The following is an 18,157-nucleotide window of genomic DNA, read 5'->3' as shown; positions in this document are numbered from 1 at the left end:
AAAAAGCGCTCAAGAAAGCGCTTTCATAAAAGTTGGAAATAATCATATGAATTTTGCCCATTACTCTTGCCCTGCCGTTGACGGTAGTTTTGTGGATTTGGACGGCGAGCGTTATTACAAGATTGCCAATGTGGATCAGATGACTCCGTTTTTTATCAGTGTGGTTTCATCGAGTGATCACTGGTTATTTATCTCCTCAACCGGCAGCCTGTCTGCCGGTCGTATCCGCCCGGAGAATGCCCTGTTTCCTTACAAATCGGTTGACCACATTCATGAGAATGCAGAAAACACCGGATCAAAAACCATCATTAAAGTCGCCACTGAAAATGGAGTGGCGCTGTGGGAACCGTTCAACCGCCATCACGATGGCCTGTACCAGACTGAGCGTAATCTGTATAAGAATACCGTTGGTGACAAAATTGTCTTTGAAGAGCTTAACCACACATTAAAGCTGAAATTCCAGTACAGCTGGAACACCAGTGAAGAGTTTGGCTTTGTCCGCCGTGCAGAGCTGACGGACTTGGCGGGGGAGCTGCGTGAGCTTGAACTGATTGACGGCCTGCAAAACCTGCTGCCTTCCGGCGCCCCGCTGGGCGCATTGCAAACCCGCAGTGCGCTGGTTGACGCGTACAAGTGGAATGAACTGCTGGATGGCAGCTCTCTGGCACTGTTTACCATGTACGCGAAGCTGAGTGATCGTGCGGAGCCGGCGGAGTCCTTGCTGGCGACAACCGTATTTAGCGTCGACAACGATTACGGCCAGCGCCTGCTCAGCAGTGAGCAGCTGACGGCGTTCCGTCAGGGGCGAGAAGTGCGTAATGAGTCGCTCACCAAAGGGGTGCGTGGCAGTTACCTGATCCATAAGTCGACCAAACTTGACGCGAACCAAAGCAAATCTTGGCTGATCATCGCTGATATCGATAAGAACCACGGTGATATTACCCGATTAAGCAACCAGCTTGCCCAGCCGGTGAACATGGAGCAGTTGGTGGCGCAAAGCGTTGCGGCGAACCAGCAGGAACTGATCAGCCTGATGTCAGGGGCAGACGCATGGCAAGTAACGGCTGAAGAGGCCACCAGCGTCCATCATTACGCCAACGTGTTATTTAACAACATGCGCGGCGGGGTGTTTGAGAACAACTACAACCTGGATAAAAAAGATGTACTGGCGACGATTCGCAACTCAAACCGTGGCGTGTTTGAGCGTCATCATGCCCTGTTCACCGATCTTGCCGAGCAGTTTACCCATGCCGAGCTGGTATCGCTGGCCAAAGAGAGCGGCGATGCGCAGTTGATTCGCCTGGCTTACGAGTACCTGCCGCTGACGTTTGGTCGTCGCCATGGTGACCCGAGCCGTCCGTGGAACCACTATGAAATCAAGCTGAAAGATGAGAATGGTGAGCGTTTACTCTCTTATCAGGGCAACTGGCGTGACATTTTCCAGAACTGGGAAGCGATGGCCCTCAGCTATCCGGGCTTTATCCAGTCGTTTTTGGCCAAATTTGTCAATGCGTCGACGATGGATGGTTACAACCCATACCGGATTACCAAAGACGGTATTGACTGGGAGATGCTTGAACCGGATGACCCATGGAGCAACATCGGTTACTGGGGCGATCACCAGATCATCTACCTGCTCAAGTTCCTTGAGCTGGCAGACAAGTACCAGCGCGATGATTTGCTGGCGCTGATGCAGGCGGACGTTTTCAGCTATGCCAACGTGCCTTACGAGCTGTGTGATGTCGACAAGCTGTTTGCCAACCCCAAAGATACCGTGGCGTTCAATGATGATCTCCAGCAGCGCATCGAACAACGGGTTGAACATATGGGCAGCGATGGCCGTCTGGTGTTAACCGGTGGCGATGAGGTCTACACGGTTAACCTGACTGAGAAAGTACTGGTGCCGCTGCTGGCAAAACTGAGTAACCTGGTACTGGATGGCGGGATCTGGCTCAATACCCAGCGTCCTGAGTGGAACGATGCCAATAATGCCATCGTCGGCAATGGCTTGTCGATGGTGACGCTGTACTACATGCGCCGCTATGTGGCGTTCCTTCAGCAGCTGTTGGCCGATGCGGCGGATTCCGTCAGCATGTCTAAGGAAGTGTTTGAGTGGCTGTTGTCGACCACGCGCATTTTGTCTGAGGCGGCGAAAGAGATCCGTCAGGAAACCGTGACCCGTCAGACCCGTAAGGCGATTCTGACCCAGCTGGAAAAAGCGGCCGATGAGTTCCGCCAGCGCGTGTACCGTGTGAATGGTTTCTCTGGTAAAACGACCGTCGAGTCTTCAGCGATTCAGTTGCTGCTGGATGTCAGCCTGACCGTGCTGGATTCCAGCATTGCCGCTAACCTGCGCCAGGATGGCCTGTACAATGCCTACAACATTTTGACCTATTCGGGTGAGAGCCTTCAGGTGGAAGAGCTGTACCCGATGCTGGAAGGGCAAGTGGCGGTGTTGAGTGCCGGGGTGCTGACGCCAAGCCAAGCGGTAGCGCTACTGGACAACCTGTTTGCCAGTGAGATGTACCGCGAGGATCAGCACAGCTTTATGCTCTACCCGGATCGCGATTTGAGCCACTTTATGGACAAGAACTGCATCACTGCCGAGCAGATCAAAGCCAGTCGTTTGCTGAATACTATGGTGGCAAATGACGATCAGCGTTTAGTCAGTCTGGACGAGCAAGGCCAGTACCACTTCCATGCAAGCTTAGAGAACAGCGGCTATCTCCAAGCGCAGATCGAGTCGTTACGTACCGATTACCCGCAGGCGAGTGACGAAGACTGGGAAAATATTGAAGCGTTGTATGAACAGGTATTCAACCATAAAGCCTTTACCGGCCGCTCTGGTACCATGTTCGGCTACGAAGGTCTGGGCTGCATTTACTGGCACATGGTTTCCAAGTTGTTACTGGCGGTGCAGGAAAACTATCTGGCGGCACGTGAGCTGGATGCTAACAGTGTCGAAACCCAGCAACTGGCGGATTACTACTACCGGGTTCGTGCTGGGATCGGCTTTAACAAAACCCCGCAGAACTACGGTGCGTTCCCAACCGATCCGTATTCGCATACCCCAAAACACGCCGGCGCGCAGCAACCGGGCATGACGGGACAGGTTAAAGAGGAAGTGATCACCCGCTTTGCGGAGCTGGGTCTGATGGTTGAGTCTGGTGAGGTTCACATCGATCCGCGTCTGCTAAGCCGCAGTGAGTTCCTGACCTCATCGGTATCGTTCTCATGCCAGACGGTCAGCGGCGAAACGCGCAGTTATGTGATTAATCCGGATCAACTGGCCTTTACTTACTGCCAGATCCCGGTGATTTACCAACTGGTGGAATCTGAGTCACAAGCCGCGATTGAAATCACCCTGGCGGATGGCAGCGTGGCAACTCTGGAACACCTGACGTTACCTGAAGTTATTTGCGAAAAAATCTTTGCCCGTAACGGTGAGATTGAAAAAATGCTGGTGTCAATCCCTCAGACACGGCTACGTGTATAACCTGACTGAGTAAATAAGCAAAGGCCTCAAGTGTAAACTTGAGGCCTTTTTTGGTTGTATTGTTCAGTAAGTCGATCGAGCAGACTAAGCGTGTGCCCCGACGGAATCGCGCACCACTAACTCGGGCGTCAGTTTGTGTTTGAGCGGGTAAGTTTGTTTGTTGACCATCGCCATCACCCCTTTGGCGGCCTCACACCCCATTTCCCGGACGGGGAAGTTCACTGTCGTCAGGCGCGGGCGGACGTGCTGGCTATGGGTATCATTATCAAAGCCGACCACTGACAGGTCGCGGCCAATGATCAGGCCCCGCTCTGCGGCGACGTCATACACGGCGATGGCGATATTGTCATTCTGACAGAATACCGCACTGATTTCCGGATCACGATCTAGCAGGCGGCGTGCGGCGTCATGGTTACCATCATGATCAAAGCGGCCTTCGACAATTAAGTTGGCATCATAACTGATGCCATATTCTGCCAGGGCGTTACGGTAACCCTGCAGGCGATCGCGGCTGTCGATCTTGCTCATTTGTCCGGTAATACACGCAACTTTGGTGTGGCCCTGTTCCAGCATGTGTTTGGTTGCCAGATAGCCACCGAGCTCATTGTCAATGTAGATGCAGTTATCGGCAACTTCCGGAATATAGCGGTTGAGGATGACGGTCGCAGGGCTCTGTTTGATCACCTCGATCAGCTCGTCATCAGACAGTGTGTCTGAGTGGATGATCAACCCATCAACCTGCTTGGAGCGCAGAAAGTTGACCGAATCGCGCTCTCGGGTGTGGGATTCCTGACCGCTGGTGACGATAAGGTGAATGTTATTCTGACGAACCGTGTTTTCGGCGTTGTGCATCAGCGGGCCGTAGAACGGACCATCAAGCGATCCGACCAGCATGCCAATACTGTTGGAGCGGCTTGAGGCTAATGCCTGAGCAAATGCATTGGGTTTGTAGCCAAGTTTTTCAATCGCATCAAAGACTTTCTTACGGTTGGCTTCTTTTACCGTTGGGTGGCCATTGAGTGCTCTCGACACAGTTGATTGAGACACCTTTGCCAGCTCAGAGACTTCTTTAATCGTGATCAACGGAACGCCCTCTATTTTATCGCTGATTAATCTGGTCGCTATCTTACCCGCGCCAGCGGTGAACGCCTAGGTTTCTTGATGAACTTGGCGCAAATTTCTGAGCTATTTAACGTCAGATCGACGCAGGTATTTGCCCAGGTGTTAATTACACCGTTTAATCGCGCCCTATAATGTGACCCATGCACTAAGAAAGCGCTTGCTTATAGGCGGCGCTCACATTTTCATAGGTTATTTGTTTCTAGAATAGAAAAAGAGTCTCGGGTCTACCAGAAACCCTAGTGTTTGGGGTAAGGAATGGTTCGATTCTTATTAGACTTCTTTAGCTGTACATCATCAGGAAGTCTATTTTTAACCCCACAAAAGAAAGCGCTTTCTTTTGTGGTTGGTAGGTGAAATGAAAGATCGAAGCAAATAATAAGGAAAGATAGAATGAAAGTAACTAATCAGCGGTCTCGATTTGCCAAGGCTGCGTTATGTTCTGCGATTACCCTTGCGCTTATGGGCTGTGGTGAGGACAGCCTTAAAGACAGTACCAGTACTGCGCCACCAGAAGGGGGTGATACAGGCGGTAGTGTAACAGTGTCCGTTTCACCTGACTATAAACTGGAATTATTGTCTGGCGAACACCTGCCATTTGGCGGGGCGACGACAGAAGTCAATGCCGTTAACCCCGATAGTGTGGCCGCGGCCAGCTTTCAGGCGGTCAAGCCTTTGGGCACGGTGATCAAAACCACCAAACCGGCGACAGCAGAAGTGTGGGCGGGTACCACGTTACCCGATTCCAAAGCGCTGGAACTGAGCGAGGAACGTAGCCAGGTTACCATGTGGGTATACTCACCAGCGGCGGATCTTCCGGTGTTGTTTAAGGTCGAAAATGCCAGCAACGGTGACGAGTTTGCTGAAGTTGAAGTTAATACGACGAAGGCGAACGACTGGGAACAGCTGACGTTTGATTTTACCCAGTTAAAAGCCGGTGAACTAAACCCGGATTTTGTTTTTAACAAGAAAAGCGTTTTCTTTGATTTCGGCAACTCCGGCACCGAAAGAGTCTTCTACTGGGACAATGTTCGTCATGAAGGCTATGGACTGCTTGATCAGCCTCAGCCGGAAAGCTATCCGGTCTCGGATTCCGGCAAGCCGTTACTCGGTAACCCGGAGTATCAGGCCATCTCTTATGGCGCGTGGCGGACCAAAGCACGGGCTGACGGTGAAACCGTCCCATCTGTCGCGCAACATATTGAAGATATGAAGATACTCTCGGCGATGGGTATCAAGATGGTGCGTACCTACAATACCCAGGGTTTCAAAGGAACCGACGGTAAAAGTAATACCGAAAATCTTTTGGCCGCGATCCGACAGCTGAAAGATCAAGCCGAGGCTGACGGCAAGAGCTTTGAAATGTACGTGATGCTGGGAGTCTGGATTGACGCACTGAACTCCTGGACTGGTAACCCGATTGACTCTGCGGTGGACTCGCCCAATAACGCGTTGGAAATCGCCAAAGCGAAAGAGTTGGCGCTGAAGTACCCGGATATTGTCAAAGTCGTGGCGGTGGGTAACGAGGCGATGGTTGACTGGGCGGCTTCCTATAAGGTTCATCCTTCGATCATCTTAAATCACGTTAACGATTTCCAGAGCTGGAAGCAAGAGAACGAGAGTACCCAAAACCTTTGGATCACCACCTCGGATAACTGGGCGGTGTGGGCAGGGATAGACGCCAACGGCAATAATAACGACCAGCAAGATTTGAAAGCACTGATCCAAGCGGTGGATTATGTGTCTTTACATACCTACGCTTTCCACGATACCAAGTGGCACCCGGATTTCCGTGAAGACTGGAAAGTACCGGAAGCAGAGCAAGAGTTGAGCAAGGAAGCCCAAATTGCGACCGCGATGGACAAAGCCTACCTCCACTCATTAGAGCAGTACGCCACTGCGCAGCAATTTGTCCATAGTGTCGATCCGAGTAAGCCAATTCATATCGGGGAAACAGGGTGGGCCACTTTCTCTAACGAAGCGTATGGTGCCGGTGGTACCCAGGCAGCTGACGAGTACAAGCAGAAACTCTTCCACGATGATATGCGCGATTTCTCAGATAACTCAGGGGTGTCGCTGTTCTTCTTCCAGGCCTTTGACGAGCCATGGAAAGGCGACGCCGCTAATGATGGACATTCAGAGCAGCATTTCGGTCTGATTGATATCGACTGTCATGTGAAGTACGTCGCCTGGGACAAAGTGGAAACCCTGAATGAGCTGGGGCTGACCCGCGACTGTGCGTTCTCGGCGAGCTATGGCGGTGTATTTGAAACGTTACTGGCGGACGTCCAGCCTTCGCCTTTTGCACCAGTGGAACAACCACCGCTGGAAGGTGAATTTAAAGTGCTGGGCGCTGGCGCCTTTAGTGGCGCAAGTGCGATCGCATGGGAAGGCACCTCCTGGGCCGGAATTGACAGTGATGGCGTACTGACCGTTGCGACGTTGCCTGATGGCGCCAAAGACTGGGGCTGGGGCGCTCATATCGGTGATGACACCATGCGTGATTTCAGCAACGTCAAAACACTTAAGTTTGACATACGTGGCTACACCGAGGATGGCAAGGTGCTGGCTGAGTTCGGTTTTGGGGTTGGATTCCAGTCTGACACGGGCGGAGAGTGGGCATCTAACCACACGATTCGTTTTAATGAAGGTAGCCGCCAGTTAACCACTGAATGGCAGACCATCGAAGTCGATATCAGTGAGTTTTCCGGCACACCAGATCTCACCAAAATCGCCCAGCCATTTGTTGTGCATAACACGTCGAAGGAAGGGCTGACAGCATCGGATATTCAGATTCGAAACATATCCTGGTTCGAATAATTATCTCAGCAGTACTTTAAGAGGCGGGCTTTCTGGATCATGGGTTGATAAAGAAAGCCTCACCTTTGCGCTGTTCGAACGACAGCAAAGATGAGTATGCAGCGTTCGAACCAAAATAGATAAAAACGAGATGGTAAAAAGATGATGCAAAACAAGCTGGTTAACGTAAAGAAAAGTGCGTTACCTAAATTATCCTTAATGTCGATTTCGCTAATGGTGGCATTAGCGGGCTGTCAATCAACCAGTGAACCGGTGACATTTACCGCAGACGAACTGGTGGATCCGACCGGCACGCCAGGCCCGCTCTGGACACCGGTGTGGTCTGATGAATTTGAAGGTAATCAAATTGATAAGTCCAAATGGAGTCATGAAGAGAACTGTTGGGGGGGAGGCAATAACGAGAAGCAATGTTATACCAAACGCCAGGTTAACTCCTTTGTGAAAGACGGCGTACTGCACATTGTCGCCAAGGAGGGCAGTTATACCGGAGCCAATAACCCGGACGGGGACATGCGCAGTAAAGCGACCCTGCCTTTTACCTCCGCACGTTTGCGTACCGTCAATAAAGGTGACTGGAAATACGGCCGGTTTGAGATCAGGGCGCGTATGCCGTATGGACAAGGCACCTGGCCTGCCATCTGGATGCTACCGACAGACAACGTCTATGGCACATGGGCGGCGTCGGGTGAGATCGATATTGTGGAAGCGGTGAACCTGAAAACCCAGTCCGATAAAAAAGGAGCTCAACCGGGTGAGGTTGAGTCGCGTATTCATGGCAGCTTGCACTATGGCCGGCAGTGGCCGGAAAACGTCCACTCTGGTGCCCAGTTTAATTTACCCGATAACCTGAATCCCGCCGATGGGTTCCACACTTACGCGATTGAGTGGGAAGAGGGGGAAATACGCTGGTATGTCGATAATATCCATTACGCCACGCAGCGTCAGCAGGGATGGTACACCCAGTATAAAGACAATGGCCAGCTGGTGACCGCAGAAGCACCGGCGCCTTTTAACGAGCGTTTCCATCTGTTGCTCAACTTAGCGGTTGGTGGCTCATGGGCGGGCAACACCAATGAAAAAGGCATTGACCACAGTATCTTCCCGCAGACCATGGCGGTGGATTATGTGCGCGTATTCGAATGCTCTGTCGATCCAAAAACGGGCAAAGGGTGTGCAACCGTATCCGAAGAGGCGCAGTTTGTGGAAGGAAACAGTGCGCCAGCAATCATTGTTGCTGATGCCAGTTATGGTAAAGGCAAGCAACTGACCCTGTTTGATGATGCGCTAAATAAACACCTGATCATGAGTGGTTATGATCCGGAAAAGAATGTCTCTGTCAGTTATGAGGATCAGGCAGAGCGCGGCAAGGTGATGAAAGTGACCAAAACCGGCAACAGCGGGAATGCCTTCCTAATTTCACCTGAAGTGGATTTGAGTGACTGGTTGGCTGATGGCGAGTTGGTGTTTGATCTGAAAACGCAAGGCAACACCAGCGGTTCTGAGTTGCTGGTAAAAATCGACAGCGGCTGGCCTGCTGTGGGGGATTACTCAGTACCGCTTACCGGCAATGATGAGTGGCATGAAGTCCGCGTCAGGCTTTCGGACATAAAGCGCAACGGTAACCGCTTTGCTTCCGGCAGCACGGTAGATTTCAGCAAAGTGAAAAACCTGTTAGTCATTGAGCCACAGCAACCGATGACGGCCTACTTCGATAACATTCGTCTCGAACGATAACTGGATAATTGATACATCAACTGACGCTTTTCTGGAGTTTGAAAAGAAAGCGCTTTCTAAATGGATTAGAGGTAATGATGAGAATAACAACAACCGCATTGTGTATTGCTACGGTACTGGGCATGCCTAGTCTGGCCAGCGCTAACCAAACCGAGGGATTTGAGTTTCACGGTTACTTCAGAACGGGGATTATGCTGAGTTCTGAAAATGACTTTAAGCGCTCAAATTATGCCGGGCAGAAGGAAACCTTAGGCCGGTTGGGTCTTGAGGCGGACAATGATTACAACGCCAAACTGATCAGCAAATGGGATTTTGATGATGGGCGAAACTTCAAGATCCATTTTGGTTTGAGTAAACGCGGGGATGAGTCAGCGCTGACATCCAGTGCGGATTCGGTGGAAGCCGGCATCGGTAACGCGTTCTTTGAGCTGAATGGTGTCACGCCATCCGGTACGTTATGGGCCGGGCGTCGCGAGTACGGTAAAGAAGATAACTATATTTTTATGACCGACTTCTTCTACCACGACATGTCCGGTACCGGCCTGGGTGTACAAGGCTATGAATTCGGGGAATCGGTGGTGAATCTGGCCTACATTGTGAGTGATCGCGTCGATGAGAGCATTGACCGCTGGGAGACGGATCCGGCAGAAGTCGGCAACAATGAGACCAACCTGAATAACCTGCTTCATGCGGTGAATATCAGTTCGACTTTTGGTAACTTAAAACTGTCAGCCTTACTGAAGGCGATGCCCGACAACTGGGACAGAGAAGGCAAAGAGTGGGCGGAAACGGGTTTTGATTTGACCGCAACCTACAACTTAAGCAGTTTCTTTGGCTTACCTGGAAACGGTTTCTCCAATATTATTGTCCAGGCAGGCAAAGGGCTCGGTGCGGGTAACCTGCTCGGCGGTACGATCACCGATTATAATGCCTACCACCCGGGATCGCTGGCGCAAGGCCAACATAATGACTGGGGGCCGGCGGGCGATGCGACCTACCTGTTAACCCATTTAGAAGACGATGACACCTCGGCCCGCGCACTGCTTTGGGGCGGGTATTTCTTCGAGAATGGCATCAGCTTATTCCCGTCTATCCAGGCGCAGTACAATGATATGGCGGAGGGCGATGCCCGCTCTGACGGTGGTTACAACTACTGGGTATCAGCCATGGTTCGCCCAACGATGCCTATCAGCCAACACTTCTATCTCCAGGGCGAAGCGGGTTATGTCTATAACAACTGGAACGGCGGATCGTGGACACAGAGTAAAGTGACCGTCGCGCCAACGGTGATTCTGCCGACATCGATTGGTGTTGCGCCGGAAATCCGAATGTTCGCCACCTACCTGCCAGACTCCTGGACTAACATTGTCGATGGTGAGACGGAGTCTGATCTGATCCTGGGGATCCAGGCGGAAGTCTGGTGGTAACCTAATCTTTGCCCTGATGTAATGAAACCAGGGTCACATATAAAGCCTCAAATATGCTTTGGGGCTTTTTTAATTTCCGATGTAAATGGTTTCGGGTTTCTGATTAGTTACTGACAATGTGATTGCTCTCACTAGGAAAGCGCTTTCTTGGTGAGTTTGATCACTTTTACAACTGGATTTTGTCCATATAATGCCAATCAAAAGCGCTAGGGAGTAGGTTTTTACCGCTGATTTAGGTTGTTTCTGTCTTTTTATCTGAATTCAGGTGAATATTTATTCTTTGTGGGCAAAAAATTTTGCTCACGTAAGAAAGCGCTTTCTTATAAGGCTATATATAATAATGAAATGATGGAGTTATCATGAAAAACTTTAAGGTAGTACCTCTTACCCTTGCAGTGGCAGCTTCGCTTGCTTCAGTTTCAACTTTTGCAAACGCGGACGTTGATGCGCTACTAAAACGTGTAGAAGCACTGGAATCACAGCAAAGCTCGGATGTTCAGTTCACCGGTTATGCGCGCTACGGTTTCCATTTTGAAGCTGACGGCAACCGTTACGTTGGTGCTGCTGGTCAAAAAGCAGGTAATGCAGCGGGTCGTTTAGGCAATGAAACCAACGGTGGCGAGTTCCAGTTCACAAAACGATTTGAAGGTGCTAACGGCACGAAATGGGATCTGAACGTGATGATGGAAAACTGGTGGAAAATGCCGGGTGACGTTGATGGCGACATCGTCGGTAATGCCGATGTCTTCCTGAAAAAGTTCTACGCGGGCGTTTCGAACGTATTTGACGCTCAGCCTGATCTGTACATCTGGGCGGGTCGTGATTTCCACCAGCGTCCACAGGAAGGTCTGAACGACTACTTTCTGATGACCCACGATGGTCAGGGTGCCGGCTTTAAAAATCTCGATATGGGTGCTTTGAAACTGGACGTTGGTTTTGTCGGTCAAACCGATGGCAGCAACTGGACAGGTACCGGTGACAGTGGCAACTACGCGCTGACTTCAAAACTGCATGGCCTGTCTTTAGGTGAAGGTAATAACCTTGATATTTACATGAACTACGGTTTGTCAGATGACAAGTCAGACAGTGCTGATGTTGATGAAGCCTTCCAGGTTGCCACGGTGTTTGATTTCTCTGGCAAGAAACTGAGCCTGCGCTACAGCACCAACTCTGACAACACTGCGTTTAACCGTACAGAAGGTTTAGACACCATTTACGCAAGCTTCCAGTCTGGCATTTCTCTGGGCGACAAAACCAGCATGGATTACCAGCTGGCCTACCACAATTCAGAATACGCCGACAATGCTGCGCAAGATCGTACTAACTACAGTGTCATCGTACGCCCGATGCACGCATGGGATGATACGCACTCAACCTGGCTAGAAGCGGGCTACTCTCTGGTTGATTACGACCAGGCGAACGAAAGCAATGCGGCATGGAAGATCACCGTTTCACAAAACATGGCGATCGACAGTGTGCCTTGGGGACGTCCGATGCTGCGCTTTTACGCTACAGCAGGTGAGGCAGACAACAAAGTTAATGGTGATGGTGTAGCTGTCGCTTCTGACAAAGTGGATACATTTGCGGTTGGCGCAATGTTTGAAGCTTGGTGGTAATCCACCACTTGAGTTCTTAACTCTGGTGCGGTTCTTGGGGGGCCGCACTGAATCCACTTGGCAATATGCGAGAAATTAGTTTAAGTAGCGTCAGTTCCATTGAAGGACGGTTACTTGAATACTCAACGGGGGAGCTCGATTATATTGCACTGAATGGTCAACCATTCATAGCCGCTAATTTAGCGGCTTTTTTTTTGCCTGAGAAAGGTTCATCTTGCGGTAGGTTCTGGGGCTTTGCTGGAATCGTTGTTTGAAGCATTTCGAGAAATAGTTACTGTCGGCAAACCCGCACAGCTCGGCCACCTGTTGCACCGGGCGTTCATTTTCCTGATTAAGTAGTTTCAGCGCGTGATTAAGCTGAGTCTCGCGCAGGTATTGGTTGGGCGAGGTATTGAGGAACTGGCGAAACAGCCTTTCCAGCTGGCGTTTGCTGATAAATGCGGCCTGCGCAATCGTCTCACTGCTGATCCCAATCTCGTTAAAGTGTTGTTCAATGAACACCAGCGCCCGGCTCAGGGCTAATGTGGTTTGCGGCAAATCCTGGGTCTGATTCTGATATAAGCGCGACAGGGCAATGACCAGTTGCTGCATCAGGCTGGTGAGCATCACTTCAAATCCGGCGGTGCCCTGCTGGTATTCGTGATGAATTTGCATCAGTAACTGCTCAATTTCACCGAACTGTGGTTGGCTTAAAGTCAGCTTCGCCTGATATTCCTTGCTCTGCCGGGCGATGGGTTCGACTTTAAACATCGCCTGGTAGCCGGATAACTGGCGCATTGACGGCAGTTCAAAAAAAGGGGTCGAGGCATCGAACATCAGATTGATGATTTTCAGCTTATCGACATCGCGAAAGCCATGTTCAATATCGCCATTAATGACAAATACATCCCCCTGGCGCAGCGGGTACTCCTGATCAGCGACGGTGTGCTTACCGCTGCCACTGACCACTAGAAACAGCTCAGAGAAGTCATGCCGGTGCGGGGCAAAATCGCAATGGTGATGACCATCAACGTAAGCAAATTTGAGATGGCTGTGTTTCTGATGTGCTTTTAGCTGATAAGTAATGCTCATGTCGCGATATTCCTTTTAATTGTCGCCATATTGGTAGAATGGCGCAGCTGCTAAGCATACTATTTCTCCACGGCAAAACGAATATCTATCAGGAATTTTTGCTGTTTTCAGGCCGGTGGCACCGTATGCGAGAGAGCGTGTTCGCCGCGTCCGGGTACCTGGTGGATAGCGATAATTAATGAATATTGGCAATGCCGTACAACCGGGGGTTTTGGCCGGGTTGTGACTGGATTGCCGAACGTGAAACAAAAGTAAATGGTCGAGTGGTTGTGTATGAACAATAAACAAATAAGCCAGGTGCAAAAGAGGCTGGTCCCGGTGAGCCGACAGGCCGCCGCTGAAGGGATTGTATTACTGAAGAATGCGGATGCGGTGCTGCCGGTACGGGCCAGCGATACGCTTTCTCTGTTTGGCCGCTGTCAGATTGACACCTACCGCAGCGGTACCGGATCTGGCGGGGCGGTGAATGTGCCTTACGCCATCAGCGCGCTGGATGGTTTGCGTGCCAATAGCCGTGTGCGTATCAATGAAGAGCTGGTGGCCGTGTATCAGGACTGGATAGCGCAGCACCCGTTCGACGATGGCGGCGGTGGCTGGGCGGCAGAGCCCTGGTTCCAGCAAGAGATGCCGCTTACGGATGAACTGGTCGCAGAGGCGGCCGCTCAGTCCAACAAAGCCATGGTGTTTATTGGCCGCACCGCAGGGGAAGATCAGGACAACGCCGATGCCCCCGGAAGTTATCGCCTGACCGAATGCGAACAGGACATGCTGACCAAAGTGGCGCGCCACTTCTCTGAAGTGATCGTGGTGATGAACGTCACCAACATTATGGATATGGCCTGGTTAGACACCATTGAAGGTCATGCGTCGATCAAAGCGGTCCTCTACAGCTGGGCGGCCGGGATGGAGGGTGGCCACGGGCTGGCGGACGTGATTTCGGGCCGGCAGTCTCCGAGTGGCCGCCTGACTGATACCATTGCCTACCGGTTGGCGGATTACCCGTCGTCGGCCAACTTTGGTCGTACCGACCGCAATCTTTACGCAGAAGATATTTATGTCGGTTACCGCTATTTCGAAACCTTCAATCCTGAGGCGGTGCAGTTTGAATTTGGTGCCGGGCTGTCTTATACCGAGTTTCGCCGCGAGCTGGTGCAATACCGCCAGCAAGGTGAGGGGGTGGCCGCTGTGTTGCATTTTGATATTGAAGTGACCAACCTTGGCCGCGAGTTTGCGGGTAAAGAGGTGGTGCAGCTGTATGTTGAAGCGCCACAGGGTGAACTGGGCAAACCTGCCCGGGTCCTGGCGGGGTTTGCCAAAACAGAAGTGATCCTGCCGGGGGACAGTCAACTGGTGCGGGTTTCGGTTCCTGTCGCCTCCCTGGCTTCCTACGACGACGGCGGCCAGACCGGACACCGCAACTGTTACGTGCTGGAATCTGGCCGCTACCAGTTTTATCTGGGGGCGAGTGTTCGCCGGGCCGAGCCGATTGCGGCCACCCTGGAGCTGGCGCAGCTGTTGCTGGTGGAGGTGCTCAGTGAGGCCTGTGCACCGGTGCAGGCTTTCGAACGCATCAAGCCCGGAAAGCCGAATGACCTTGGCGTGTATCGCCTGGAACACGAAGCGGTGCCGCTGCGCAGCGTGTCGCTGTCGGAGCGTATTCACGCCAATCTGCCGCGTTCACTGGAAATGAGCGGTGATCAGGGCATCACGCTGATGGATGTTAAGCAGGGTAAAGCCAGCCTGGAAGCGTTTGTGGCCCAGATGACCCCGGAGCAACTGGCGATCCTGGTGCGTGGCGAAGGAATGTGCAGCCCGAAAGCGACGCCGGGTACCGCGGCCGCCTTTGGTGGTGTTTGTGACAGTTTGTTTGCGCTGGGGATCCCGGTGGTGGCGGCGGCAGATGGTCCGTCTGGGATCCGTATGGACAGTGGTCATAAAGCCACTCAGGTACCGATTGGCACGCTACTGGGCTGTACCTGGAACCCGCCTTTGAACCAGCAGTTGTTTAACCTGATTGGCCAGGAGCTGCGTGCCAATCAGATTGATACCTTGCTGGGGCCGGGGATTAACATCCACCGTCATCCGCTCAACGGACGTAACTTTGAGTATTTCTCAGAAGATCCGCTGATCACCGGGGTGATGGCGGCGGCGCAAACCCTCGGCCTGGATGAAGCCGGTGTCACGGGTACGATCAAACATTTCGCGGCCAACGATCAGGAAACGGCGCGGGTGGATGTGGACAGCATCATGTCTGAGCGGGCACTGCGTGAGGTGCACATTAAACCGTTTGAAATGGCGGTGAAAGACGGCCGGGCCTCGACCATCATGACCGCTTACAACCCGGTCAATGGCCATTGGACCGCCTCCAATTATGATCTCAATACCACGATATTACGCGGGGAGTGGGGCTACACCGGTATCGTGATGACCGACTGGTGGGCGAAGATGAATGATCCGATTGAAGCGGGCAAAGAAGATAAAACCTTCACCTCCTTTATGCTGCGGGCGCAAAACGATCTCTACATGGTGGTGGAGAACGATGGTGCAGAATGTAACGTGATGGGGGATGACACCCTGGAAGCGCTGGAAACCGGCCGGTTAACCCTGGGCGAGCTGCAACGCAGTGCGATGAACATCTGCCGCTTTATTATGTCGGCACCGGTAATGGAACGCCCGCTAACAGCATATGAGCCGATCAGAACCTTTGCCCCCCGGCCGCTAGCCCAGGACGAGATGGTGCACCCGGTCGAAAACGCGATTGAGCTGGCGACCAAGCTCGATACTTCCGTGATGGTGGCGGTATCGGAGCCGGGGGTTTATCAGGTCAGTGGGGTGATGAGGTATGAGCGTGATGCGCTGGCGCAATCCTCTTGCAGCCTGTTCCTCAATGATGAGTTTGGTATGACCCTGCCCATCCATGGCACTGACGGGGTGTGGATCAACGTCGAAGGTCTGCAGGTGAAGCTGGCGCCCGGCGTTTATAACCTGGATGTCCGTTTCGTCAAACCGGGTCTGGAGCTGGAAAAGATAGTTTTCACCAAGCAGTAGCGGGCGAGGTATAGCGTGGAATAATGCTTTGGTGGTCAGCGCGGCAAAAAGCCAATTATTTGCTGCAATAACATCAAAATAGGCGTGACATCCCGAACAAAAGCTATACAATTCGCGCCCAAAATCAGTCAATAGTGTTAACTGCCTCACAATTTGTTGTGGGGCAGTTTTTAGTTGTGTAGAGGGTAGCAGTATGGCGAATAGCCAGAACATCAGCCAGCGGATGTCGATTGTGGCACTGACCTGGCCGATACTTGTCGAAATTTTTCTGCGCACGGCGTTGGGAACCAGTGACGTGTTCATGCTGAGTAGCTATTCCGATCAGGCGGTGTCAGCGGTCGGGGTGATCACTCAGTTAACCTTCTTTCTGATCATTGTCTCATCCTTTGTCAGCAGCGGCACCGGGATCCTGATCGCCCAGTATAACGGGGCGGGGCGAGAGAATGAGTCGGTAGAGGTAGGCGTTGCCAGTGTCGCGCTCTCTGTTGGCGTGGGGATCGCCCTGAGTGTGTTGGCGGTGTTGGTCGCGGTGTATTTTTTGCCGTATTACGGCCTGGAGGTAGAGGTCGAGCAGTACGCCCGGGAATACCTGTTGATCAGCGGCGCGATGACATTCAATGTCACGATGGGGATTGTCTTCACCACCATTTTACGCAGCCACGGCTATTCACGTTCGCCGATGGTGGTGAATCTTATCAGTGGCGTACTGAATGTTTTTGGCAACTACCTTGCCCTGTATCAGCCGTTTGGCTTGCCGGTGTACGGGGTGGAAGGGGTGGCCGTGGCCACGGTGGTCAGTCAGGTGATAGGTACCCTGCTGCTGGCGTGGATACTGTGGCGCAGTAGCATTGCCCTGCCGATGTCGACGCTAAAGCAGGTACCTAAAGCGGTTTACCACAAAATCCTCAAGATTGGCGGGATGAATGCCGGTGAGGTGCTGTCGTATAATCTGGCGCAGATCTGCATTGTCTATTTTGTGGTGCAGATGGGCACGGCGTCGCTGGCGGCCTTCACTTATGCGCAGAACATTGCCCGGTTTTCTTTTGCTTTCGCGCTGGCGATCGGCCAGGCGGCGCAAATTCAGACCGGCTACTACGTCGGCAAAGGCTGGATCACCAGCATTGCCAGGCGGGTGCAGATCTATTTTCTGGTCGGTTTTGTGGTATCGACGCTCGTGACGTCACTGGTTTACCTTTTCCGTCTGGAAATACTCAGCGTGTTTACCGGCCAAACCGAGATATTGGCGCTGGCCGGCACTTTAGTGATGGGATCCATCGTGCTGGAGGCCGGGCGGGTGTTTAACCTGGTGTTTATCTCGGCGCTTAAGGGAGCGGGTGATATCCGCTTTCCGGTGCAAATGGGCATTCTCAGCATGTGGGGCCTGGGGGTGGTGTTTTCGTACCTGTTTGGCATCCATATGGGCTATGGCGTGCTGGGAGCGTGGATGGCCACTGCGCTGGATGAGTGGGTGCGCGGTATCATCATGGCGAAACGCTGGCGATCACAAGTGTGGACCAGGTTTAAAGTCAGTTAATCTGTACTAACTCATACACGATTAGACCGTGTTGATTAAGTCGTATGACCTAATCGTGTAATCTGCACACAAAATAACGTAACTCACTGTTGGACGTGCGACGTGAAGTCGTATGAAGCGCTGTTCACCGCTCAACGAGTGAACCATCTGTATCACCAGATGAACCTAGGAGCCTGAATAGAGCAGCGGCTCTGACAATGTAACGAAGATTGGTCACAGACCGATCGGGATTGAAATCGTGAGAGGACGATCCTCCTGATAACCACATAATCGGGTAAGTGCTAGGTAGTCA

General features: G+C 52.1%; 9 protein-coding genes. 7 read left to right on the top strand and 2 right to left on the bottom strand.

Annotated elements, in window-relative coordinates; translation table 11 throughout:
- Window positions 1-46: 46 nt before the first annotated feature.
- The gene (locus tag P2G85_RS16110) at window positions 47-3,496 is read left to right on the top strand and encodes a hypothetical protein (protein ID WP_275865086.1); all 3,450 of its coding nucleotides are present in this window, start codon (window positions 47-49) and stop codon (window positions 3,494-3,496) included.
- Between the two features lie 84 nt (window positions 3,497-3,580).
- Here P2G85_RS16110 and P2G85_RS16105 read toward each other — a convergent pair whose 3' ends face one another.
- Complete coding sequence (locus P2G85_RS16105) at window positions 3,581-4,579, bottom strand: LacI family DNA-binding transcriptional regulator (protein WP_275865085.1); 999 nt, start codon at window positions 4,577-4,579, stop codon at window positions 3,581-3,583.
- A gap of 429 nt (window positions 4,580-5,008) precedes the next feature.
- Between P2G85_RS16105 and P2G85_RS16100 the strand changes: the two genes are divergently transcribed.
- The 4 genes from P2G85_RS16100 to P2G85_RS16085 all read left to right on the top strand — a co-directional run bounded on the left by P2G85_RS16100 (window position 5,009) and on the right by P2G85_RS16085 (window position 12,212).
- Window positions 5,009-7,435: a hypothetical protein gene (locus tag P2G85_RS16100; RefSeq protein ID WP_275865084.1), complete on the top strand. Its 2,427-nt coding sequence runs from the start codon at window positions 5,009-5,011 to the stop codon at window positions 7,433-7,435.
- A gap of 144 nt (window positions 7,436-7,579) precedes the next feature.
- Entirely contained in the window at window positions 7,580-9,169 is a 1,590-nt protein-coding gene (locus tag P2G85_RS16095) for a glycoside hydrolase family 16 protein (RefSeq protein WP_275865137.1), read from the top strand.
- 74 nt (window positions 9,170-9,243) lie between these two features.
- A complete protein-coding gene (locus P2G85_RS16090; RefSeq protein ID WP_275865083.1) occupies window positions 9,244-10,596 on the top strand; it encodes a carbohydrate porin in 1,353 nt (450 codons plus the stop codon).
- Between the two features lie 359 nt (window positions 10,597-10,955).
- On the top strand, window positions 10,956-12,212 hold the full coding sequence (locus tag P2G85_RS16085) for a carbohydrate porin (protein WP_275865082.1): 1,257 nt from the start codon (window positions 10,956-10,958) through the stop codon (window positions 12,210-12,212).
- Between the two features lie 174 nt (window positions 12,213-12,386).
- Here P2G85_RS16085 and P2G85_RS16080 read toward each other — a convergent pair whose 3' ends face one another.
- Entirely contained in the window at window positions 12,387-13,283 is an 897-nt protein-coding gene (locus tag P2G85_RS16080) for a helix-turn-helix domain-containing protein (RefSeq protein WP_275865081.1), read from the bottom strand.
- Window positions 13,284-13,556: 273 nt separating this feature from the next.
- Here P2G85_RS16080 and P2G85_RS16075 point away from each other — a divergent pair, with 273 nt between their 5' ends.
- Entirely contained in the window at window positions 13,557-16,331 is a 2,775-nt protein-coding gene (locus P2G85_RS16075) for a glycoside hydrolase family 3 protein (RefSeq protein WP_275865080.1), read from the top strand.
- Between the two features lie 193 nt (window positions 16,332-16,524).
- Entirely contained in the window at window positions 16,525-17,865 is a 1,341-nt protein-coding gene (locus tag P2G85_RS16070) for an MATE family efflux transporter (RefSeq protein WP_275865079.1), read from the top strand.
- Window positions 17,866-18,157 lie beyond the last annotated feature (292 nt).

The sequence above is a fragment of the Vibrio sp. CAU 1672 genome (assembly GCF_029223195.1).
GTDB lineage: Bacteria > Pseudomonadota > Gammaproteobacteria > Enterobacterales > Vibrionaceae > Vibrio.
Note: the sequence above shows the minus strand (reverse complement) of the source record. Positions and strands in the feature narration are given on the sequence as shown.